Source organism: Peptoniphilaceae bacterium AMB_02, assembly GCA_036321625.1.
GTDB classification, from domain to species: Bacteria; Bacillota; Clostridia; order Tissierellales; family Peptoniphilaceae; genus Microaceticoccus; species Microaceticoccus formicicus.
On record CP143259.1, the window covers coordinates 1,331,529 to 1,355,069 of the forward strand.

The window sequence follows — 23,541 nt, forward strand, 5'->3', positions numbered from 1 at the left end:
CATTTGATGATTTACTTCCAAATTAATTAATAATTAATCGCATTGAAAATTCTTGATACAATACTATTATTATACACCAAATCGGCTCACTGTCCAATGTTCAAATGTATCTATAGCATCAAAAAACGTTAATTTTACAAATTATTAAACTCCTTAAGTAATTAATCGAACCTTCTTGTCATCTTATAACTTTTTGTTATATATTCACGTTAATAAATAAACGTTATCTTGAAAATCAAGAGCTTAAGTGATAATATGGTTAATATAAAATACTATTGGATGTCAATTTAACAAATGTTAAAGAATAAATCTTTTTTATTTTATTGTAAAAACCTATTCTTTGACAGCTTATGACATCTATAACAGGAGGATATATGGACAAAATATTAGAGTATACATTGGAATTTATGAAAAAACTTCTTTTAACCCCCAGTCCTACAGGCTATACAGATGAAGCCATTGAGCTTGTAAAAAGTGAATTTGAAAAACTTGGTATTGAAAACCACTTAACCTACAAGAGAGCTTTAGTTGCTACAATCCCCGGAGAATCCGATGATGCTATAACTTATAGCGGTCATGTAGATACCCTCGGAGCGATGGTAAAACAAATTAAATCAGACGGAAGACTAGTTTTCCATAGGATTGGCGGCTACCCTTTCAACACCATCGAAGGCGAATATGTAGTTGTAAAAACTATGAATGGTGACGAATACACAGGTACAATTACCCTGAACAACTCATCCGTCCATGTTCATCCTGAAGAAATATCCAAATGCGAAAGAAACGCCGACACCATGTCAATTAAACTGGATGAATTAGTTGAAAATGATGAAGATGTAAGAAAACTAGGTATTGAAATAGGAGATTTTGTATTTCTAGATACAAGAACAGTGTTCACAAAAAGCGGATTTATTAAATCAAGACATCTTGATGACAAAGCCGGAGTCGCTTGTATCCTGGGCTTTGCAAAGGAATTAGTTGAGAAAGGTATAAAACCAAAAAGAACAATAAACTTCTTAATCTCCAACTACGAAGAAGTCGGCCATGGTGCAAGTGTAATCCCTGAAAACACCAAAGATTTTATTGCCGTAGACATGGCAGCCCCTGACACCGGTCAAAGCTCTCTTGAAACTCATGTAACTATTTGCGCAATGGATTCAAGCGGCGCTTACGACCTTCACATCCGTAACCAACTAGTAGAACTTGCAAAAAAAGCTGATATAGACTATGTAATAGACATCTATCCCTTCTACGGTTCTGACGGATCTGCAGCACTAAGAGCAGGCCATGAAATCAGAGTCGGCTTAATCGGCCCCGGAGTTTCAAGTTCTCACACATTTGAAAGAACACATAAAAAAGCAATAGAAAACACAATTAAATTAATGCTGGAATATGCGCTGGCGTAAACAAGTAGAGCATCGTTAAAAAGGCGATGCTCTTTTATTATTTATGAAGTGGATAAGTTGGTGTGTGGGTAATTAGTTGGAATTTCCCAAATTCCTTCTTGGTATATCTCTCCCTCCGACTTTGTTTCACAAACCCACCTCCCTCGTCAGATGGAGGCTCTCAAAGACTTATTTCATGTCAAAATGTCAAATACATAAATAACAAATAGAGAAGGTAAAACTCTTATGTATACCTGTCCTTTTTTAATAAAGCGCTGATAAAAGATCAAACAGATTGGCAGTCACTTAGCCTCCATCTGACGAGGGAGGTGGGTCGCCTAAGCGACTCGGAGGGAGAGAAATACAAAAAGCGACATCTTCACGTCGCTACCTTAAAAATCTTTCTTCAATATCACTCCCCCATGCAACTCTGAAATATAGAACACTTTATGCTATTATATAGTTATGACAATAATAAACAAATCATGAAATGGAGGAAATAATTGCTTGATTATAACAAGAATAACATTAAACTAGCAAAAGATTTAAGGAAAAACATGACACCATGGGAAAGGAAACTGTGGTATGAATTCTTAAAAGATTACCCATTAAGATTTCAGCGACAGAAGGCCATTGGCAATTACATAATTGACTTCTATTGCGCTAAAGCAAAACTTTGCATTGAACTGGACGGAGGAGAACATTATCAAACAGAACAGCTAGAAAAAGACAAACGACGTACTCTTGAGTTAGAGAGTTTCGGTTTAACTGTCTTCAGGATAAGCAATCTGGATATAGACAGAAACTTCACCGGTGTTTGTGAGGCGATAGATAGAAGGGTTAAAGAAGCTTCTCTTTCGGTGGATTAAGTAGTGGTGATGGTTTGGTATAAAATATAACAGTTGGAATTCTGTAAATTCCTTCTTGGTATGTCTCTCCCTCAGTCAGCTGAGCTGACAGCTCACAGGTGGAGGTGGATAGTCGTGTGGGTTTGGGCGTGAGTTTAAAATATAGCAGTAGAATTCTTTGAATTCTTCTTTGTATATCTCTCCCTCAGTCAGCTGAGCTGACAGCTCCCTCGTCAGATGGAGCCAAAAGAGAATTCCCAATAACGAAGTGATTGGCTAGAATTCGACTGCCGGCAGATGGAGCCTAAAAAATTAAAAGCATCGCCTTTCGGCGATGCTCTATTTTACTTTTTCAATTATTTTTCTACTGACTTCTTCAGCATTATGTCTAACATAATTGTGCTTAATATCGACAAAGTCCCCGGTTATAACCTTCGTACCCATATCTTCAATTATTTTAATTTCTTCATCATTTATATACACAGGAGATGAAGAATCCTTATATTTATACTTTAGTTTTACTTCTGCCGGTATCTCAGTTGTATTCACCAAGATATAATCGATAAAATTCTTGCCACAATGAGTTATTATTGCCTTTAAATGATCATATGCTGAAAAATTGTCTGTCTCACCTGCTTGGGTCATTACATTGCAAACATATACTTTTTTTGCCTTGGATTCCATAATTGCATCTCTTAAATCTTCAACTAAGAGATTCGGAATAACTGATGTATATAGTGACCCCGGACCTAAGACGATTATGTCAGCTTTTTTTATATCCTCAAGTGATTCAAAAGGTGGTTTTGACAGTTCAGGTTCTAGATAAACCCTTTTTATCCTGCCTCCCGACTTCCTGGTCAAAAAGGTAATATTCGACTCACCTTCTATCACTGAACCATCTTCAAGTTCTGCATAAAGAGTAACATCCTCCAGAGTCATGGGGAGTACTTTTCCGGTTATAGCAAGTACTTTAGACGCTTCCTTAAGTCCTATTTCAAAATCACCGTAAATCCCATTTAATGCAGCTATAAATAAATTACCAAAGCTCTGCCCTGCAAGTCTGCCGCAGTTTTCATCAAATCTGAATCTCATAAGCTGTTCCATTTCATTTTCCGAATTTGAAAGTGCAATCAAACAAGCTCTAATATCTCCGGGTGGTAGCATTCCCAAGTCTTCTCTTAAAACTCCGGAACCTCCCCCATCATCTGCAACGGTTACAATTGCAGTAATGTTTTTTGTAAAATTTTTCATACCGTACAATAGAACTGATGAACCGGTTCCACCACCCACTGTTACTATTTTTAAATTATCATGACTCATTACCAATACCTCTCATCTCTGTGGGAAACAAAAACTAAATCATATTTCTCTTTAATCAATTCCCCCAGTTTTTCTGCTATTGCTACAGATCTATGTCTTCCGCCCGTACACCCGATACCTATTATAAGATTTCTCTTACCTTCTTTTTCATAATATGGCACAGTAAAATTGAGCAATTCCATAATCTCATTTAAAAACTTGTCTGTTACATCATATGAGAAAACATAGTCGAACACTTCAGAGTCCTTGCCTGTTTTTTCTTTAAGTTCTTCAATATAATAAGGATTAGGCAAAAACCTTACATCAAAAACAAGATCTGCATCCAGCAAAATACCATTTTTAAAACCAAAAGAAACTATGGAAATTATCATAATGTCCTTTGTGCCTTCTACATTGTAGAGCTCAGATATTCTGGCTTTTAACTCTGCCAATTTAAGCTTAGAAGTATCTATTATATAATCTGAATTCTCTCTAATGTTCTCCAGCGCTTGTCTTTCTCTATCTATTCCATTTAAAATATTTCCCTGTCTCTCCATCGGATGCGGTCTTCTAAGCTCTTTGTATCTTTTTACAAGAACTTCATCTGATGCATCCAAAAAGAGAACACTAACATCAAAACCGGCTTTCTTAAGATCCTCTATGGATTTTGTAAGATTTTCTAAAAATCCAACACCTCTAATATCAAGCCCTACAGCCAATCTTTCTATAACTATCTCAGATCTCGAAGTGAGCTCTGCAAAACTCATTATCAATAGAGGTGGTAGATTATCCATACTGTAGAACCCCATGTCCTCCAGTATGTTCAATGCAGATGATTTACCTGCTCCGGACATTCCTGTAATTATTACTATTTCCATAATGCACCCTCCTCTAAAAAATATTATTCAACAATATTTATAATCCTATCCTTTGGTACCCCGGTATTCTTAATCCTCTCTAATGCATTAGTTAGATCACCGACATTTTCAGGTCTATGAGCATCGCTTCCAATACTGAACATCACATTCGTTTTAAGTGCCTCAATAATACCTTCTTCTGTTAAGCAGCTATGGCTGGAATTAATCTCCAGAGCCGTTCCCTTCTCTTCGCAGGCTCTTGCCAGTTTTTCGGTGTCAACATTAATCTTGGAACCTGGATGGGTTATTATATAAATAGGATATTTATTTACAATATTAATCAAACATTTTGTACTATGCTTAGCAACCAGTGGTTTTAAAAACCTCAATATTTTTGAAATTGGATTTAAAATAAAGAAAACCCAGAACGAATAGAAATCATCAGGTATGATACCGTAATGAAAACCTACCGAAACTCTGTCAAGCATAGCAATCTCTTCATCTCTTAAATCAATTTCCCCATTAAAGCTGGTTACATTGGATTCACAACCCATCAATATATTGATGTCGTCAAACTCCTCATTAAGCCTATCTATTTCTTCTCTTATCTCTTTAAACTTATCTCTTCTAACACCAAACGCAATATGTCCCGGACCATGATCGGTTATTAAAATCTGCTTTAACCCCTTATTTCTTGCCGCCATTACTACTTCTCTAATTGTACCTTTGGCATGTCCGTTTCTACTGTACTCAGTATGCATATGATTATCACTTAATACCTTCATTACCTAATCTCCGATAATCTTAATCTCTGTTTCCAGTTCTACACCAAATTTTTCTCTTACTACATTTTGTACATGCTCAATCACATGAGAAACCTCTTCAAAAGATGATTCCCCGTCAGAAACAATAAATCCGCAATGTTTTTGAGATACCATTGCATTCTTATATCTATAGCCTCTCAAACCACTGTCATCGATTAATTTACCTGCATAGTATCCTTCAGGTCTTTTGAATACGGAACCTGCGCTTGGACGATCCAGAGGCTGTTTTTCATTCCTTTTATTATCCAAATCTTTGTAGTTGGCATAAATTTCATCGTAGTCCCCATGTTCAAGTTTAAAAGTAGCTTCAAGCACGATCAAACCCTCATCATGAACCCTGGATCTTCTGTATCTGAAATTCATTTCCTCAGCAGGTATATCTACGATATTATTATCCTTGTCTATAGCTTTTACACTTACACATATATCTTTAATTTCCCCGCCATAAGCTCCTGCATTCATTGTAATTGCTCCACCTATATTGCCGGGTATCCCTGAAGAAAACTCCATGCCTGCCAGGCTTCTTTCAATAGCTGCAATAGAAGTCTTGGTCAATTGAGCACCGGCTTGAACAGTCAGTACATCGTCATCAAAACTAAGCTCAGACAAATTGTCAGCAATTTTTATAACAACTCCACGAATTCCTGTATCCTTTACGAGTAAATTGGAGCCATTTCCAATTACCATAAAATTTATCTCATTTTTTCTTAGAAACTCTACAAGTCTTCTCACTTCATCATAACTATGCGGAACAACCATGTAATCGCATGGACCGCCTATCTCAAAAGTAGTATGGTTTTTCATCGGCTCATCCACTAAAACATCCCCGACTTTCAAACCAACTAATTTATTATAAATACTTTCCAATATATCCTCCTGTACAAACCCTTATAGGGAATTATCGCTATTTAATATATACAATTTAAAGTAATTTGTCAAAGAACTTAGTTCTCTTTAAAATACTCCAACACTTCTCCTACTTGATATAGGGATCCGAAACAAATAATACTGTCTTCAGGTTTTGCCATACTGATTGCAGCTGTCAAAGCAGCTTTGGTTGAACCCATTGCAACAGCTTCTCCGCCTTTCATAACTATCTCATTCTTTAAATCCAGACTGGACAATGCTCTGTCACTATCAGGTCTGGTCGTATAATATATTTTAGCAAGCGGAATAGTCATTTCAATACTCTTAATATAATCCTTATCTCTCAAAGTCCCAAAGACAAATATATGCTTTTTATCGCCGTAAATCTCCTTAAGCGTATTAACCAATGACTCCACACCTTGAACATTATGCGCACCGTCAACAATTACGATAGGATTACTTGATAATAATTGGAACCTGCCTTTAATTAGTGCCGTTTTCATGCCCTCTTTTAAGTCGTCTTCGCTTATAGGATAGCCTGCTTCTATTATTTCATCAATAGCCATCAGAGCAAGAGAAGCATTATAAGGCTGATAATCACCAATCATTCTTATTTTTACATCATTATGATTTTTAAATGAAAAAGCCTGTCCATGAATGTCAATCTCAGTTACATCTACAAGATTTTTATCTAGGTACTTAACTTCAACATCATTCTCTTCAGCAGTCGAATTCAAAACACCTAAAACTGCATCTTCTTGCGGATAACTCACTACTCTTGAGCCTTTTTTAATAATCCCCGCCTTCTCATACGCAATCTTCTCGATAGTATCTCCTAAATAATCTATATGATCTATACCTATATTGGTTAAAATAGCAACCAGTGGCGCATCTATAAAATTCGTGGCATCAAGTCTACCGCCCATACCAACTTCCAGTACTGCAAAATCACAGCCTTCCTCAGCAAAATAAACCACTCCAAGAGCAGTTTCAGCTTCGAAAGCAGTTATTTGTATATTGTGTTCTTCACTTGCAGTCTTAATCCTCTCTAGTATCTCACCAATTCTATCTGTGTCTATCTCCTCATGATCGATGACAAATCTCTCGTTAAACCTTAAAATCGAAGGAGATGTATATATTCCAGTTTTATAGCCGGCCTTAGTTAGAACAGATGAAATATATGTGGCAGTCGAACCCTTTCCATTTGTACCAGCAACATGTATAAACTTCAACTTCTTATCGGGTCTGCCCATTACTTCCATTAACTTTTTTATATTATCTAAACCTAAAATAAAACCAAGATTTTTTAAATCATCCAAATAATTCATAGCACCATTAAAGTCCATAAATTCACCCCCATCAATCAAATGATTATTATACTTACCTATATATTATACCCTTTTTTGATGATTTCACCTAACATTGTGAACTACACTAAAAAGGATTTACTTCTCAACTTTCTTGCGTTAATAAATTTTGTGTTATCTTTAAACTAAAGGGTATATAGATAACAAAGGAGGTCAATCATGAAAAAACGTATATTAGCACTAATTATTGTACTTAGTATGATTATGACAATCATACCCGTTCAAGCTGATCATTATGAACCGATGGCCAGAGAATTTAAATTTGAACGTATCTCCGGAAAAAACAGATATGAAACAGCGATAAAAATCGCCGAAGAAATTCCTGCTGAAAAACAAAAGGAAGTTGTTTTAGTAGATGGTAATGGTTATGCTGATGCCCTCACCGGAGGACTATTGGCAATCCAAAGCAACGCCATAATACTGCTTGCAAATAAAAACAACCTTCCTAAAGAAACTAAAGACTACATTATCAACAATGATATTTCTAAAGTTACTATTCTAGGTGGAGAAAACTCAGTGTCAGCCAAGGCTGAAGCCGACATTAAAGCACTTGGGATTACAACTAAAAGAATTGCCGGAACAAACAGATTTGAAACCTCAAACAAAGTTTACGAAGAGATATCTAAACTTTTTGGACTCGAGTCTTTACCCGTCGGTAAATATGGTTTAGTAGATGGATATAGCTATGCCGATGCACTAGCAGCCACACCATATATGGCATCCTCTAAAGATGAATTAAAAGGAGCCTTACTACTATACCATACTGGAATGCTCCAAGACTCCAGCGGACTTGTATTCGGAGGTCCTGATCGTGTCCCCGACTTTCCGAATATATTAAAGAGATTTTCAGGATCCGATCGATACAAAACTGCAGCTGCAATAGCAGATATGTATGACAAAGACAATGGTAAGTGGACAGGATATGAGCCAAAGGAAATATTTATAGCAAGCGGACACGACTATCCTGACGCTTTAGCAGCAGCCCCACTTATCAATGCAAGACAAGGAGTACTTCTATTGAGCAACAAGCACACACTCGATGACAGTACCATAAACTACATTTACTATTCTAACATTGATAAGATAACAATAATCGGAGGAGAAAACTCCGTACAGGATGTCATCATTGAACAAATAAAACACATGAAAATTAGCTCACTTAAACAATATACAAACTCAAGATTTGGATTCAGACTCATCTATCCCGACTCATTAATAAATAATATTGTGGAATCAGAAAACGGTGACGGAATAACCATGTATGCAGAACACTTCACCGTAAGAGCATATGCCGGATACAACATAATGGAATACGACTTAAGAAAAGAATTAGAGATAAATGAACGATACAAAGATATGATAATAACAGAAGACATTATTGACGGATACAGCGGCTATGATCTTCTTAAATCAACCGCAACGGGATTTCACCATATTAAAACAGTACTCGTAGATGATACTATCTACACAATTGAAGTAGAATCAAGAATCCCGTTTGGATCATATAGTGTTGTAGAACAATTACAAATAGAATTACTTATGAAAGGATTAAGAATCAAGTAGTACTTTTAAAGTGAAGATATAAATCAAACCAAGGGCATCCCCTGCTGGCAATTACGAGAAGGATAAGTTATCTATAGTAATTAGGAGAGGTGTCCTTGGTTTAGTTTGGGGGTTGTGTGGATATTGTTGTAGCTCTTTGGTAGCCTCCCTCTGACGAGGGAGGTGGGTTTGCGAAGCAAACTCGGAGGGAGAGAAAAACTAGGCTACCATTACTCTAACCAAAATCTACTATCTCTGAATGTAAACTATACATTATAACATTGCAGCGAAAACAAACGCGGAAGTTTGGATAAAGTTGTAAGTTTAGTCGTATTGTGGGATTAATTTAGAATAAAAAAGTTGAATTCTTTTATAGTATGTCTCTCCCTCAGTCAACGGAGTTGACAGCTCCCTCGTCAGATGGAGCCTTTAAAAAATCGAAGTAATTGGCAAGAATTCGACTGCCGTCAGATGGAGCCTAAAGAGAATTACCATATAAAACTTAATTAATAAGAAATCGAGTGCTTTAAAATTAAAGTGAGGGCTTTCACTTAGCCTCCGTTCCCAGCCTAACCAATTGAGATGCTCTTCGAAATTCTGGTAGGCTTCATGCAAAGAATTCCCAAGAACGAAGTGATTGGCTAGAATTCGACTGCCAAAAGATGGAGCTTAAAAAACATAAAGCAACATCTTCACGTCGCTACCTTCATTCCTTTAATCCTCCCACCCCCCAAAAAAACAAACCCTGATAAAATGGCTCTATAATTTATAGTGTTGGTGAAGAAATATTAGTTTCTTTGCTGGCACTATTTTCTTTTTAAAAAATAAAGACATAGTGACCAATTTCCTTTATAATTTAATCACTACAACAAAAAAATAAGGAGGCCACTATGTCTATTAGTAATTATATCTTAAATTTATTAGATTTAAAAGATGAAAATATTGAGATTTTTGAAAATGTCGAGAAGATTAAAAAGAAGAATATCTCTTACAATTTGATTTTTGGCCGGCTTACCTATAATGCTTCTGTTTGTCCCGTTTGTGGTAACGTGCATAGCCCAAGCATTATTAAACACGGCACTAAGTCTTCTGATATTAAACTTCTTCCTTTTAATGGCGAACCTACTTTCTTGAGACTTAAAAAGCAGAGATTTTTATGTAAGGAGTGTAATTCTACTTTTATAGCTGAAACTGATATTGTTAAAAAGAATTGTTTTATTTCTAATAGAGTAAAAGCTCATATTACAACTAATTTGACCATGAAAGTAAGTGAAAAAGATATTGCTAGTTTACATTATGTTTCTCATTCTACGGTTTCTAAATGTGTAGATCAAGCTTTTGAACAGTTTAAGCCTAATTATCAGTTTTTACCAGAACATTTATGTTTTGATGAGTTTAAATCCACAAAAACTGCTAAAGGATCTATGAGCTTTATTTTCTGTGATGCTATTACTCATGATATTATCGATATTGTTGAAAACAGGCAATTACACTATCTTAAACGCTATTTTTCTAGGTTTAGTGAATGTGCTAGAGAATCGGTTAAAAGTATATGTATAGATATGTATCAGCCATACATTAGTCTAATTTCTGATCTTTTCCCTAATGCTAAGATAGTATTTGATAAGTTCCATATAGTTAACCACTTATCTAGAGCATTGAACAAAACAAGAATAGAAGTTATGAATGGTTTTTCTAAGTATTCTATGGAATACAAAAGGTTAAAAAGGTATTGGAAGCTGATACAAAAGCCTTATTTAAAGCTTAATTCTACACGTTTTAGAAAGTGGATACATTTTGAAAGATGGAAAAGTGCTAGAGATGTAGTTATGGATAGTATTAGTGTCAACAAAACACTTCTAAATACTTATGATTGTTATCAGATTCTTTTAAAGGATGTAGAAAACGGAGATATTGCCTCCTTAAAGGCACATTTAGAATATTATTCAGATGAGGTATCAGATGCTATGAAAACTAGTATTAACACGCTTTTAAAGGACTTTGAGTACGTAAAAAATTGCTTAGAAGTGAATGTTACAAATGGATGTTTAGAAGGTATTAATAATTTTATTAAGTGTTTAAAAAGAGTTGCTTTCGGATACAGGTCGTACTATCATTTTAGGAATCGAATATTAATTTGCAAGAAAATGATAGTACCAAAAGACACTGTAAGTGTAAAAAAACGTCAGGCAGCTAACGCTGCCTGACATTAATAGTTTGTGATTAATTTATATACCAACACTATTTGACAAAGAACCGATAAAATCAGGGTTTGTCTCATTTAAGCTTCGGTTTCCACCTCTGCTTTATATTTTAATATTCTTGTTCTGCCATTCTCTTGTAAGTTGCGTATCTTTCTTTCGCATCTTCTTCAGCTTGAGCGAATAATGCTTCAGCATCTTCAGGGAATGATCTTTGAAGTGAAGTGTATCTAACCTCAGATCTTATAAAGTCTTGGAATGATCCTGTTGGCTCTTTAGAGTCAAGAACAAATGGATTCTTTCCTTCTTCTTTAAGTCTTGGGTCAAATCTGTATAGGTGCCAGTAACCAGCTTCAACAGCTAACTTCATGTGTTTTTGAGCAGTTCCCATACCTGTTCTGATACCGTGGTTAATACATGGTGAGTAAGCCATTACGATAGATGGTCCATCATAGCTTTCAGCTTCATGCATAGCTTTTAGAGTTTGGTTCATGTTAGCACCCATAGCTACTTGAGCTACGTATACATAACCATAAGTTGCAGCTATTAAACCAAGGTCTTTCTTTCTAACTCTCTTTCCTGATGCAGCAAACTTAGCAACAGCAGCAGTTGGAGTAGCTTTTGATGACTGACCTCCGGTATTTGAGTAAACTTCTGTATCGAATACAAGGATGTTTATATCTTCACCAGATGCGATTACATGGTCAAGTCCGCCAAATCCGATATCATAAGCCCAACCGTCTCCACCAAGAACCCATACAGATCTCTTGATTAGGTAGTCTTTTCTTATTGAGATTTCGCTTAAGATTTCGTCAGCTTTTTCATTACCGGTTTTCTTGTCAAGTAATGGTAGGATTTCTCCAGTAGCAGCTTTAGAACCTTTAGCGTCTTTTATGTTTTCAATCCATGCTTTGAATGGCTCGTTTAGTTCAGAGTCAAGTCCAAGCTCTAGGAATTCTTCCATTAATAACTTGATCTTTTCTCTAATCTTTCTTGATGCTATAGCCATTCCATAACCGTACTCAGCATTGTCCTCGAATAATGAGTTAGCCCAAGCAGGTCCTTTTCCTTCAGCATTCTTACAGTAAACTGTAGCTGGTGCTGAAGCTCCCCAGATTGATGAACAACCTGTAGCATTAGCTATAAGCATTCTATCTCCAAATAATTGAGTCATAAGTTTAGCATATGGAGTTTCTCCACAACCAGCACAAGCTCCTGAGAACTCTAGTAATGGTTGTCTAAACTGGCTACCCTTAAGCATAGTGTCAGGGAAGAACTCATCTTTGTAAGTTATATTTTCAACTGCATAGTTCCAGTTGTCTTTTTCTTTATTGTATTGCTCTTCGAAAGGCTTCATGATTAGAGACTTTTGTTTTGTAGGACAAACATCAGCACAGTTTCCACATCCTGTACAGTCTAGTGGGCTTACTTGCATTCTGAATTCTACATTTTCAAGTCCTTTACCAATTGCTTTTTTAGTTTCGAATCCTTCAGGAGCATTAGCTTTTTCATTTTCATCTACTAAGAATGGTCTAATTACAGCATGTGGACAAACGTAAGCACATTGGTTACATTGGATACAATGCTCGATTTGCCATTCAGGTACTGATAATGCAATACCTCTCTTTTCGTAAGCAGCTGTTCCTTGTGGGAACTCTCCGTTTTCTCTTCCAACGAACTTAGAAACAGGAAGTGAATTACCTTCTTGTCTATTGATGTTTCTAGCAACTTCTCTTACGAATTCAGGTAGATGTGATAGATCTTCTTCAGGATCTACAGCATCTTTCCAAGACTCAGGAATTTCAATCTTAACTAGAGCGTCGATTCCTTTATCTACTGCTTGGTAGTTCATGTTGACAACATCTTCACCTTTTCTGCCGTAAGCAGCTACTATAGATTCTTTAAGAGCTTTAACAGCATAGTCAAGTGGAAGAACTTCTGATAATTTGAAGAATGCAGATTGCATTATCATATTAGTTCTTGAACCTAGTCCAATTTCAGAAGCGATTTTTGAAGCATTGATAGTGTAGAATTGGATATCATTATCTGCCATGAACTTCTTCATATTTGCAGGTAGATGAGTATCTAATTCTTCTTCATTCCATAGTGTATTGAATAGGAATGTACCACCTTTTTTAAGACCTTTTAGAAGATCGTATTGGTGAACATAAGCTTGTCTTGAACAAGAAATGAAGTCAGCTTCATCAATTAAATAAGTTGATCTGATTGGTGAATTACCAAATCTTAAGTGAGACATAGTAACTCCACCGGACTTCTTAGAGTCATAATCAAAGTAAGCTTGTGCGTACATGTCAGTACCGTCACCGATAATCTTGATAGCTTGCTTGTTAGCTCCAACAGTTCCGTCAGATCCGTATCCCCAGAACTTACATCTAATAGTTCCTTCGCTTGAAGTATTAATAACTTCTTCTATCTTAAGTGATTTATTAGTTACATCGTCCTCAATACCAATTGTAAAATCATCCTTAGGCTCATCAAGAGCTAAGTTTTTAAATACTGCATTGATTTGAGATGGAGTAGTATCTTTAGAACCAAGACCGTAAATACCACCAACTATTAGAGGTTGGTTTTCTGCTCTGTAGTATACGCTCTTAACGTCTAAGAATAGAGGCTCTCCAATAGAACCTTTTTCTTTAGTTCTATCAAGTACTGCTATCTTCTTAACAGTCTTAGGCATAGCTTCTAAGAAATGTTTAGTTGAGAAAGGTCTGTAAAGTCTTACTTTTAATAATCCGACTTTTTCGCCTTTAGCAGTTAAGTAATCTATAACTTCTTCAGCTGTTTCAGTTATAGAACCCATACATACTATAACTCTTTCAGCATCCTCTGCTCCGTAGTAGTTGAATAGTGAATAGTTTCTTCCGGTTAATTCACTTACCTTATTGAAGTACTCTTCAGTAACTCCTACTATATCAGTGTAGAAAGGATTTGAAGCTTCCATAGCTTGGAAGTAAATGTCAGGGTTTTGAGCTGTACCCATAGTTTTTGGATTTTCAGGATTAAGTGCTAAATCTCTAAATCTGTTGATAGCATCATAATCTACCATTTTTGCTAAGTCATCATAATCAATAACTTCGATTTTTTGAATCTCATGACTTGTTCTAAATCCGTCAAAGAAATGCAAGAAAGGAATTCTTCCCTTAATTGCTGAAAGGTGAGCAACTGTAGCTAGGTCCATAGCTTCTTGAACAGAACCTGGAAGCAAGAAGTGCAAAACCTGTTTGTCTAGTAGCCATAACGTCTTGATGGTCACCAAAGATACTTAATGCATGTGATGCAAGTGCTCTTGCAGATACGTGGAATACTCCAGGTAGTAACTCACCTGCGATTTTGTACATGTTTGGAATCATCAATAAAAGTCCTTGTGATGCAGTAAAAGTTGAAGTAAGTGCTCCGGCTACAAGTGAACCGTGAACAGCACCTGCCGCACCTGCTTCTGATTGCATCTCAGAAACTAGAACTGTTTGACCAAAAATATTTTTTCTACCATTTGCTGCCCATTCATCAACATACTCAGCCATATTAGATGATGGAGTTATAGGATATATAGCTGCAACCTCACTGAAAGCGTATGCTACGTGAGAAGCGGCCATATTACCATCCATCGTCTTAAATTTCTTACCCATAATATGTTCCCTCCTGTTTAGGTTTTTGAGGTGATTACATGTAATATGTAACTAATTAACCTCTTTTTTTGTAATTATCCTCACCTTATAAGTATATAGAATTATCAACTTGGTGTCAATCGATTTACCTTAAATTACGCAAGTTAAGTGTCAATCTTTTTCATTTATAACAGTAAACATTATAAAAATCAGATTTTCGTAACTCAAAAATTTAAGATTAAAAGTTAAAATTTTGAAATATTTATAAATATATAACATACTATATTACTAGGAATTTAGGTGAGTAAAGCGTGAATATTTAAATAATATTTAATTATTCTCGCTTATTTTAATTATTTGCCTCTTCGTTCTTTTTCTTCATATCTTCTATCAATCTATTATTTAGTTCGATAGCAGCATTATATCCCAAAGATTTCTGTCTTGTATTTCTAATAGCCACCTCGACTATCATAGCAACGTTACGACCCGGTTTAACAGGCACATTAATAATCGGAAGCTTCATACCGAGTATTTCAGTAAACTCTTCATCAAGACCAAGCCTGTCATATTCTTTATTATCATCCCAAGGCTCCAGATGAATAACCATATCAATCAATGTCGATGTCTTTACAGAACCTACCCCGTATAGCCTTTGAATGTCGATAATACCAATACCTCTAATCTCCAAGAAGTGCCTTATATTTTCAGGACAGCTTCCTCTAAGCCCTGTATCCAATTTTATAATATCTACAACATCATCGGCTACAAGTCTGTGCCCTCTTGTCACAAGGTCTAGCGCAGTTTCAGACTTACCGACAGAACTGTCTCCCGTTATCAGAACACCCATACCATAAACCTCGAGCAAATCTGCATGAACGGTTATTTCTTCTGCAAGCAATTCATCCAGCACCGTAGCTATCTTGGAAATCAGCTTGGTAGTTGGAAGCTCTGAACGCAGAATAGTCTTATTATAGTATTGTCCTATTTTTAATATCTCATCATTAATCTCTTTTCCATGTGAGAAAATGATGGCAGGTATTGGATAGGAAAGTATCCCTCTAAATCTCTCGTATCTTTCTTCGGGATCCAAATCCATATAATACTCGTGCTCAACTTTTCCGATTATCTGCAGCCTTTTATATGGAAAGCCTTCCAAATATCCTGCTAACTGTAGTCCCGGCCTATTAACTTCATCATTACTAATCTGTCTATCGGCAAAATCAGAGCTTGTAATTATAACCTCTAAACCAAGAGCTTCAGCTAATTTTGCAATGCTTATACTTTTCATCCAATCACCCCTTTGCAAAGAAATCTATAATATTTCTTGCTACTTTTTCAGTCATCTTGGGTACTTCTTTTAACTCTTCCAAACTTGCTTTTTTAACATTCTCAACCGACTTAAAATGCTTTAAAATCTCCGTTCTTCTAGCTTTACCCACACCGGGTATTTCATCCAAAACAGAATTTACCAATTCCTTTTCTCTAAGCTTTCTATGATAATTAATAGCAAACCTATGAGCCTCCTCTTGAATCGAATAAAGAAATCTATAAACAGGAGAACTCACCTTCAAGCCAATCTCCTCTCCTCTGTAGAGGATACCCCTGGTCCTGTGTTTATCATCCTTGACCAGTCCTGCAACAGGAATATTCAGATTAAACTCATCCAGAACGCTTTGAGCAATTGATACCTGCCCTTTTCCACCATCCATTATGATTAGATTTGGAAGTCTTCCAAAACCCGTGTTATTATTCTTTACCATCTCCTTGAGCCCTCGTGTCAACCTTCGCTCCAGGACTTCTCTCATACTTCCGTAGTCATCAGAACCAATAATGGTTTTGATTTTGAACTTTCTGTACTCCTTAGAATCTTTACTTCCATTAGTAAAAACCACCATAGATCCAACAGACTGAACACCTGAGATGTTTGAAATATCATATGCCTCAATTCTTTCAGCAGAATCAAGCTCCAACATTTCTACAAACATCTCGTAACCCAGCGGTACGACTCTTTCTCTCTTCCGCTGTTTCTCTTCATATTTCAACAAGGACTCTTTAGCATTCTTTCTAACTATTTCCAGAAGATCTACCTTCTCTCCTCTTTTTGGCTCTCTTACATTGACTTTAGTGCCTCTCTTGCCCGACAAAAAGTCCTCAATTGCAGTACTGTCACTTGGCATATGATCTACCAAGATTTCCTTAGGTATATAAGAAGCATCCAAGTAGTACTGTTTAATAAAAGAAGAAATAATCTCTCCATGCTCTTCCCTAAAATCGTCCTTTAAAATAAAATGCTCACTGTCTACAATCTTAGCAGATCTCATAAAGAAAATCATAACACATGCATGCCTGTCACCTCTGGCAAGTGATATTAAATCAATATCTTGATCTCCTGCCTTCGATATCCTCTGCTTCTGCATCAGCACATCTATCTTTTGAAGATAATCCCTATACTTTGCGGCAACCTCAAAATTCAGCTCGGCAGCCTTTATCTTCATTTGCTCGTTTAAGTAATCAGTAAGCTTACCGGTTTTTCCCTTTAAGAATTCCACAATTTCATCTATATAACCCATGTATTTTTCTTCATCAGCTAAACCGACACATGGTGCTGGACATCTTCCGATATAATAATTTAAGCAAGGTCTTTCCAGACTCGCACCTTTATCAAAATCTAAATTACAACTCCTGATAGGATAAATCTCATGAAGCATATCGATTATTTCATTTACCGCAAAAGCATTCGGGTATGGACCATAATAGATTGCTCCGTCGTTTTTAACTATCCTGGTTTTTAAAATTCTAGGGAATTTTTCATTCGTAACTTTTATAAAAGGATAGGTCTTATCATCCCTTAAAAGTATATTGTACTTTGGTTTCTTCTCTTTAATGAGATTTGACTCTAGAACCAGAGCCTCCACCTCATTGCCCACTATGATGTATTCAAAGGAAACAATCCTCTTTACCATAGCCACAACTTTGGGATGCTTGTTTTTATCATTGTTGAAATAAGACCTGACTCTTTTCTTTAAAGAAATGGCCTTACCAACATAAATTACCTCATCGTCAATATCCTTCATTAAATAAACTCCCGGCTTATCGGGCAGTTTATTTAATTCCAGACCTATATCAAATGTCAATTATCTCTTCACTTCTTCCGTAGCTTTTTTCAAATATGCCAAATCAGAACCTGTTAAATGACTTTCAACTAAATCATATACCCTCTTATTGTAATCATTAAGCCATTTTAGTTCGTCATCAGTAAGTAAATCTACCACAACAGGTCTTGTATCAATTGGACAAATAGTTAATACCTCAAAGCCTAAGAACTCTCCAAACTCATTCTTTTCAACCTTTTCAACTACAACCAGGTTCTCAATTCTGATTCCATGAGAATCATTGATATACACTCCCGGCTCAACTGAAACAACCATTCCCTCCTCCATCTTCACATCGAGGAATCTAGTTGAAATACTCTGTGGTCCTTCGTGTACATTCAAGAAATATCCAACACCATGTCCTGTTCCATGTGCAAAATCAATTTTATGTTTTAACATTGGAAGTCTCGCAAAAGCATCCAGATAATAGCCGGTAGTTCCGGTTTTGAAATATGCATCACTCAGTGAGATATGAGACTTAAGCGTCAAGGTATAATGATACTTTTCGTCTTCAGTAAGATCCCCAAGAGCAATCGTTCTGGTAATATCAGTTGTTCCGTCCAGATACTGCCCGCCACTATCCACTAGATACAATCCACTCGGCTTAAGAATTACCGGATTTTGTTCATTAGGACTATAATGAGGCATTGCAGCATTTTCACCATATGCTGAAATAGTATTAAAACTCGGTTCAACAAAACTCTCTTGTTGACTCCTAAACCAGTTAAGCTTTTCTGCTGCCAAAACTTCATTTACAGTGCCGGTCGGAGTTCCTGTTTCTAGCCAGTTAAGGAATTTAACCATTGCAACACCATCTTTAATAAATGCATTTCTCATATGATCAAGCTCAGTGGAATTCTTCACAGCCTTATGTTTTGCAATTATACTATCAGTCTTTACCAATCTGACATTTGCATTAATAGAATTAATTACAGCTAAATTTACGGTTTTAGGATCAAATATAAGATTTGACTTTCCCGGTATCTCTTTTAAATGTTCAAATATTTCATCATATGGTTTCACCAAAATATCATTAGCTTCCAAATGTTCGTTTAACTCATCAGTAAGTTTTTCTTCATCTATATATAAATACGCCTTATCCTTTGAAATAAGTGCATAGGAGAAAACAACCGGATTGTACGCTACATCATTCCCCCTGATACAATAGAGGTAAGCAATATCATCAAGAGCGGCTATTAAATTGTAATCCGCATCTATTCTATACATTTCATCTCTTAGCTTTTCGATTCTTTGCTTAGCGGAAGTTCCCGTATATTTTAATTCATGCACATATGCCTTATCACTTGGTATTGACGGACGATCTTTCCACATATCGGATATAAAATCCAAATTGCTGATTAGCATTCTTTGATCCAGAGCTTCCAATAACTCCCTATACAATTTGAAAGATATTGTATTTCCGTTAAATCCAATTTTCCCACCAACCGGTACCTTGTTTAACAAATACTCAGTAACAGTTGGAAATCCCGGCACTCCCATCTTATAAAGTTCAAATCCCGTACCTGACAACTCATAAGCAGCCTGTATAAAATACCTACCATCAGTCCAAAGTATTGCCTCGTCCTTGGTTATAACAACAGTACCTGCAGAGCCTGTAAAACCGGATATGAACTCTCTCGTCTTATAAAAATCTGCTAAATACTCAGATTGATGCGGATCTGAAGTAGTAACCAGATAAGCATTTATCCCTCTATTTGCCATTAATGTTCTTATTTCCCTAAGCCTTTTATTAATCACTTTATCCTCCAAGTATTGAATTCTATGTATTAATTATATACCAATAGTATAAGTTCATCAAATAAATAAAACCCCTAGAAAATATTGATTATTAGTACTTTATTAATACAATTATTTTAAGAAAATTAATGCTAAATTGTATTTAGATCTTTAGAAGTAAGGCTTTAAATGTAACGACGTGAAGATGTCGCTTTTATTATAAATCTCTCCCTCCGAGTTTGTTTCACAAACCCACCTCCCTCGTCAGATGGAGGCTATGTGACTGCCAACCTGTTCGGTCATTTATCGGCTCCATTTGGAAAAGGAGTCGAAACAATAAGAGTTTTACTTTCTCCATTTGCTATTTATGTATTAGTCATTTCCATATGAAATAAGTCTTTGAGAGCCTCCATCTGACGAGGGAGCTGTCAGCTGTGCTGACTGAGGGAGAGATGTACCAAGAAGGAATTTGAAAAATTCCAACTGCTACATTTACACTCACGACTAATCCCACACAACCATCCAACTCCACCGGTGAGCTGTCAGCTCTGCTGACTGAGGGAGAGATATAAAAAAAAGAATTCGAAGAATTCTACCCTTGTATTTCAGACTTATCTCTAATCTCTCACAACTACATAACTCCTCGGGAGAGACATACAAAGAAGGAATTTGAAAAATTCCAACTGCTACATTTACACTCACGACTAATCCCACACAACCATCCAACTCCACCGGTGAGCTGTCAGCTCTGCTGACTGAGGGAGAGATATAAAAAAAGAATTCGAAGAATTCTACTGCTATATTTAAACTAACAACAAACCCCACGCCACTTCCACCCCACCCAACTAAATATGGATTTTGCACCAAAAAAATTAGACAGCATACTAACTGTCTAATTCATAAAACTTCTATTTTTATCTAATTATAGTCTTTACCCTTATCTTAATTCACTCTTCAATAAATAACCTTCAAGTTCACCTACTTTTACATGTTCCCATTCAACGTCCTCAACGGTTAAACTCTCAAGGACTATGACATCTTCGTCTTTAAGTGGATTAGCGATGGTAGCGGCATTTTCGAAGGTTGAAGCTCTAAGAGAAGTCCCTTCATTTTTAACTTTTTTTACTTGAAGTTCTTCAAGATAAGTAGAATTTACATATCCGGAATCTTCACCAATTTTAACAGAAGCCCAATCTCCGGTTACATTTAAGACTTCAACTATCTCATCTAAATATAACTGCCTTATAACACTGCTCTGTTCACTGGCTACAAATCTCATATTTAATATGTCTGCAGTAACTTTAGAGTACTTTTTAGTAGGTTCTTCAGGCTCTTCTTCAGGTTCAGTCTCGACTTTGGGTTTTTCTACCTCATTAAAATCGGTTTTCTCCTTATCTTCCTTTTCCTCATCTTTTGATTCTTCTTTTTCATCTACTTTATCAAATGCAGTTTTTACAACCTTGTCTTTTCGCATTGATTCATAGGGTTCTTCTACTTTTTTTGCAACACAACCGGTAAAAACTATCAAAAACGAAATAATGAGTATAATCAATTTTCGCATTTACTTTTCACCCCATCCCAATCTTTTAAATATTCTTGCAAACACGCCCGGCTTTTTATTTTTTTCCTTTTCTTCCTCAAAAATTATCTTCTCATATGCAGAGCTTATAAACTCATCACTGATTACCTTCACCGGATTTACCAGTGCAACTCTTTGAAACTCATCAGCTCCCAAGACCTTTCTGAACATTTCAAGCTCTTTTGATACTTCAGGAGTTCTCCATGTGCTGCGATGAGCATCAGTTGCAATAAAATGAACCATATTGCGTTTTAATAGAGTCATAATAGTTTTGTATTCATCAGAGTTTTTATCCCTGGATATACTGCTTATGTTTACCTGCATCAAACAGCCGGACTTAATAAAATCCAAAAGCCAGTCTAAATCATCTTGAACATACTTGTATCTCTCAACATGAGCCAAAATAGGTATATAACCCTTTAGCTGTAATTGATAGATTAAACTACGTGCATAATGAGGTTTAGTTAGAAAAGGTAATTCTATCAGCACATATCTACTTCCGTTTAAAGAAGATATCTCTCTTTTATCAAGTTTAGTCAAGGTACTTTCATCCAAGTAAATCTCATTACCGGGATAAAAAGAAAAAACCAAACCTTGTTTCTTACACTCTTCATTCAAGAGTTTAATGCCATCTTTTATCATCTCAGCCGTAACATCATACTTTTGAGGATAATGATGACTTGTACATATTACACCCTTGTATCCTGATGCGATATACTGCTTAACCATTTCCATAGAATCCTCTATAGATACAGAACCGTCATCCACTCCGGGTATTATGTGATTATGAATATCGATCATTTTAATAACCTAATAATAATTATAATAATTCTTGGCACCGCGTTTAGTTGTAATATCAACCTTGTTTAACACAGCCCCGATTATCTTTCCTCCTACATGTTCTACTCTATTGATTGCCCTTTTGATATCTTCTGTTCTGGTCTCATTTTGAGCAATAACAAGTATTACACCATCTGTTATTGTACCAAGAATCGAAGCATCCGATAGAAGTCCTACCGGCGGAGAATCAAATACAACATAATCATAATCAGCTTCAAGCTGTTTAACCAGCGCCTTCATAGCCTCTGTTCCCAACAACTCGGCAGGATTTGGAGGAATAGGCCCGGTTAATAAATAATCCAAAAACGGATGATTAGAATCCTTTATTATAGCCTCTTTATAATCAATATGTTGAACTAGAACATTAGTTACACCTATATTATTATCGACTTTCGCAACCTTACCGACAGAAGGGTTCCTAAGGTCACAGTCGACTAGAATTACTCTCACATTTGTTTGTGCAAAAGACTTACAAAGCCTTACAGCAACACTAGATTTTCCATCAGAAGGATCAGAAGAAGTAATTACGAGTGACTTATTCTTTTTATCTACTTCCGAAAACTGTATGTTCGTTCTAAGAGTAACAAATGCTTCATCGAGCACCGAACTTTTTCCGTAGTAATTATGTTTCTTACTCATTTAACCCTCCAGATTTAACATTAGGAATAACCCCTAAAACAGTCAAATTAAACTCCGATGTAATCTCTTCAGGAGATTTAATTGTAGTATCCAGGGTCTCTTTAACAATCGCAATACCAACACTTATAAACAATCCAAGAATCAAACCGATAGCTGTATTTCTTAGTACACTCGGCTTAATAGGTTTTTCAGGGAGCTCTGCAGCATCAAGAATCTGAACATTGTCTATATTCATTATAACCTTGATAGAATCCCTAAAAATCTCGGACGTCTCATTTGCAATATCTACAGCTCTACGAGGTATGGTATCAATAACCTTAACGGTAATTACCTCAGTGTCTTTTACAGTCTGAACGGACACTGCCTTGGCAAGCTCTTTAACTTCGACATTCAAATCCAAATTGTCTATAACTTGTTTTGCAATACCTCTTGATTTAATAATCTCACTATAAGTAGTGACAAGCTTCTGGTTCAGCTGTATATCACTATATTTAATCATATCTGAATTTTCTTGACCATAATCCTTTGGTTTACCAATGACCATGGTAGTGCTTGCCTCATATTGAGGAGTAATTAAAAATTTACTCACTCCAAATGCAGCAGCTCCAAACAACAAGGTTAGAAATATTATAAATAGTATTCTCTTTCTTATCCCATACCAAAGCTCTAATAAGCTAATTTCTTCCATCTATTCACTCTCCCAAAACTTTTTATAAATCCCACTTACTAAGTATATAATATTCAAAAGATGAATTCAATTAATATTACAATAATTTAA

16 protein-coding genes and 1 pseudogene are annotated in these 23,541 nt (G+C 36.0%); 4 read left to right on the forward strand and 13 right to left on the reverse strand.

From position 1 onward, the window contains the following. Positions 1 to 374 precede the first annotated feature (374 nt). Both VZL98_06570 and VZL98_06575 read left to right on the forward strand, forming a co-directional pair. Complete coding sequence (locus VZL98_06570) at positions 375 to 1,406, forward strand: M42 family metallopeptidase (GenBank protein WVH62367.1); 1,032 nt, start codon at positions 375 to 377, stop codon at positions 1,404 to 1,406. Between the two features lie 482 nt (positions 1,407 to 1,888). Next, the gene (locus VZL98_06575) at positions 1,889 to 2,254 is read left to right on the forward strand and encodes an endonuclease domain-containing protein (protein WVH62368.1); all 366 of its coding nucleotides are present in this window, start codon (positions 1,889 to 1,891) and stop codon (positions 2,252 to 2,254) included. Positions 2,255 to 2,572: 318 nt separating this feature from the next. On the opposite strand, the gene VZL98_06580 is transcribed toward VZL98_06575, so the two are convergent. The 5 genes from VZL98_06580 to VZL98_06600 all read right to left on the reverse strand — a co-directional run bounded on the left by VZL98_06580 (position 2,573) and on the right by VZL98_06600 (position 7,426). Further along, complete coding sequence (locus VZL98_06580) at positions 2,573 to 3,553, reverse strand: YvcK family protein (GenBank protein ID WVH62369.1); 981 nt, start codon at positions 3,551 to 3,553, stop codon at positions 2,573 to 2,575. Then, positions 3,553 to 4,410 carry an RNase adapter RapZ gene (gene rapZ / locus VZL98_06585; protein ID WVH62370.1) on the reverse strand — a complete coding sequence of 286 codons (858 nt, stop codon included), beginning with the start codon at positions 4,408 to 4,410 and terminating at the stop codon, positions 3,553 to 3,555. Before rapZ ends, VZL98_06580 begins: the two co-directional genes overlap by 1 nt. Before the next feature lie 23 nt (positions 4,411 to 4,433). Beyond that, on the reverse strand, positions 4,434 to 5,174 hold the full coding sequence (locus VZL98_06590; protein WVH62371.1) for a PHP domain-containing protein: 741 nt from the start codon (positions 5,172 to 5,174) through the stop codon (positions 4,434 to 4,436). A 3-nt stretch (positions 5,175 to 5,177) separates the two neighbouring features. Continuing rightward, complete coding sequence (murB, locus tag VZL98_06595) at positions 5,178 to 6,080, reverse strand: UDP-N-acetylmuramate dehydrogenase (GenBank protein WVH62372.1); 903 nt, start codon at positions 6,078 to 6,080, stop codon at positions 5,178 to 5,180. Positions 6,081 to 6,157: 77 nt separating this feature from the next. Next, positions 6,158 to 7,426 carry a folylpolyglutamate synthase/dihydrofolate synthase family protein gene (locus VZL98_06600; GenBank protein WVH62373.1) on the reverse strand — a complete coding sequence of 423 codons (1,269 nt, stop codon included), beginning with the start codon at positions 7,424 to 7,426 and terminating at the stop codon, positions 6,158 to 6,160. Between the two features lie 180 nt (positions 7,427 to 7,606). Here VZL98_06600 and VZL98_06605 point away from each other — a divergent pair, with 180 nt between their 5' ends. Together VZL98_06605 and VZL98_06610 are read left to right on the forward strand one after the other, a co-directional pair. Next, positions 7,607 to 9,010 (forward strand): cell wall-binding repeat-containing protein, encoded by a 1,404-nt coding sequence (locus tag VZL98_06605; protein ID WVH62374.1) that lies wholly within the window; start codon positions 7,607 to 7,609, stop codon positions 9,008 to 9,010. Positions 9,011 to 9,879: 869 nt separating this feature from the next. Further along, positions 9,880 to 11,196, forward strand: coding sequence for an ISL3 family transposase (locus VZL98_06610; GenBank protein WVH62375.1), 1,317 nt, complete (start codon positions 9,880 to 9,882; stop codon positions 11,194 to 11,196). Between the two features lie 106 nt (positions 11,197 to 11,302). Here the strand turns inward: VZL98_06610 and nifJ are convergent. The 8 genes and pseudogenes from nifJ to VZL98_06650 all read right to left on the reverse strand — a co-directional run bounded on the left by nifJ (position 11,303) and on the right by VZL98_06650 (position 23,451). Beyond that, a pseudogene (gene nifJ / locus VZL98_06615) lies at positions 11,303 to 14,837 on the reverse strand (pyruvate:ferredoxin (flavodoxin) oxidoreductase). Positions 14,838 to 15,165: 328 nt separating this feature from the next. After that, positions 15,166 to 16,104 carry an HPr(Ser) kinase/phosphatase gene (gene hprK, locus VZL98_06620; protein ID WVH62376.1) on the reverse strand — a complete coding sequence of 313 codons (939 nt, stop codon included), beginning with the start codon at positions 16,102 to 16,104 and terminating at the stop codon, positions 15,166 to 15,168. A 4-nt stretch (positions 16,105 to 16,108) separates the two neighbouring features. Beyond that, complete coding sequence (gene uvrC / locus VZL98_06625; GenBank protein WVH62377.1) at positions 16,109 to 17,950, reverse strand: excinuclease ABC subunit UvrC; 1,842 nt, start codon at positions 17,948 to 17,950, stop codon at positions 16,109 to 16,111. Beyond that, positions 17,951 to 19,726 (reverse strand): aminopeptidase P family protein, encoded by a 1,776-nt coding sequence (locus VZL98_06630; protein WVH62378.1) that lies wholly within the window; start codon positions 19,724 to 19,726, stop codon positions 17,951 to 17,953. It lies immediately after the preceding gene. Between the two features lie 916 nt (positions 19,727 to 20,642). Beyond that, positions 20,643 to 21,266: an SH3 domain-containing protein gene (locus VZL98_06635; GenBank protein ID WVH62379.1), complete on the reverse strand. Its 624-nt coding sequence runs from the start codon at positions 21,264 to 21,266 to the stop codon at positions 20,643 to 20,645. Further along, on the reverse strand, positions 21,267 to 22,085 hold the full coding sequence (locus tag VZL98_06640) for a CpsB/CapC family capsule biosynthesis tyrosine phosphatase (protein ID WVH62380.1): 819 nt from the start codon (positions 22,083 to 22,085) through the stop codon (positions 21,267 to 21,269). 9 nt (positions 22,086 to 22,094) lie between these two features. Continuing rightward, positions 22,095 to 22,763 (reverse strand): CpsD/CapB family tyrosine-protein kinase, encoded by a 669-nt coding sequence (locus tag VZL98_06645; protein WVH62381.1) that lies wholly within the window; start codon positions 22,761 to 22,763, stop codon positions 22,095 to 22,097. Then, on the reverse strand, positions 22,756 to 23,451 hold the full coding sequence (locus VZL98_06650; protein ID WVH62382.1) for a Wzz/FepE/Etk N-terminal domain-containing protein: 696 nt from the start codon (positions 23,449 to 23,451) through the stop codon (positions 22,756 to 22,758). Before VZL98_06650 ends, VZL98_06645 begins: the two co-directional genes overlap by 8 nt. Positions 23,452 to 23,541: the final 90 nt, after the last annotated feature.

Bases quoted from the DNA above. Each gene is read 5' to 3' on its own strand.
- VZL98_06570 (WVH62367.1), top strand. From the start codon at position 375: ATGGACAAAATATTAGAGTATACATTGGAATTTATGAAAAAACTTCTT.
- VZL98_06580 (WVH62369.1), bottom strand. From the start codon at position 3,553: ATGAGTCATGATAATTTAAAAATAGTAACAGTGGGTGGTGGAACCGGT.
- rapZ (WVH62370.1), bottom strand. From the start codon at position 4,410: ATGGAAATAGTAATAATTACAGGAATGTCCGGAGCAGGTAAATCATCT.
- VZL98_06590 (WVH62371.1), bottom strand. From the start codon at position 5,174: ATGAAGGTATTAAGTGATAATCATATGCATACTGAGTACAGTAGAAAC.
- VZL98_06600 (WVH62373.1), bottom strand. From the start codon at position 7,426: ATGGACTTTAATGGTGCTATGAATTATTTGGATGATTTAAAAAATCTT.
- VZL98_06605 (WVH62374.1), top strand. From the start codon at position 7,607: ATGAAAAAACGTATATTAGCACTAATTATTGTACTTAGTATGATTATG.
- VZL98_06610 (WVH62375.1), top strand. From the start codon at position 9,880: ATGTCTATTAGTAATTATATCTTAAATTTATTAGATTTAAAAGATGAA.
- hprK (WVH62376.1), bottom strand. From the start codon at position 16,104: ATGAAAAGTATAAGCATTGCAAAATTAGCTGAAGCTCTTGGTTTAGAG.
- VZL98_06635 (WVH62379.1), bottom strand. From the start codon at position 21,266: ATGCGAAAATTGATTATACTCATTATTTCGTTTTTGATAGTTTTTACC.
- VZL98_06640 (WVH62380.1), bottom strand. From the start codon at position 22,085: ATGATCGATATTCATAATCACATAATACCCGGAGTGGATGACGGTTCT.
- VZL98_06645 (WVH62381.1), bottom strand. From the start codon at position 22,763: ATGAGTAAGAAACATAATTACTACGGAAAAAGTTCGGTGCTCGATGAA.
- VZL98_06650 (WVH62382.1), bottom strand. From the start codon at position 23,451: ATGGAAGAAATTAGCTTATTAGAGCTTTGGTATGGGATAAGAAAGAGA.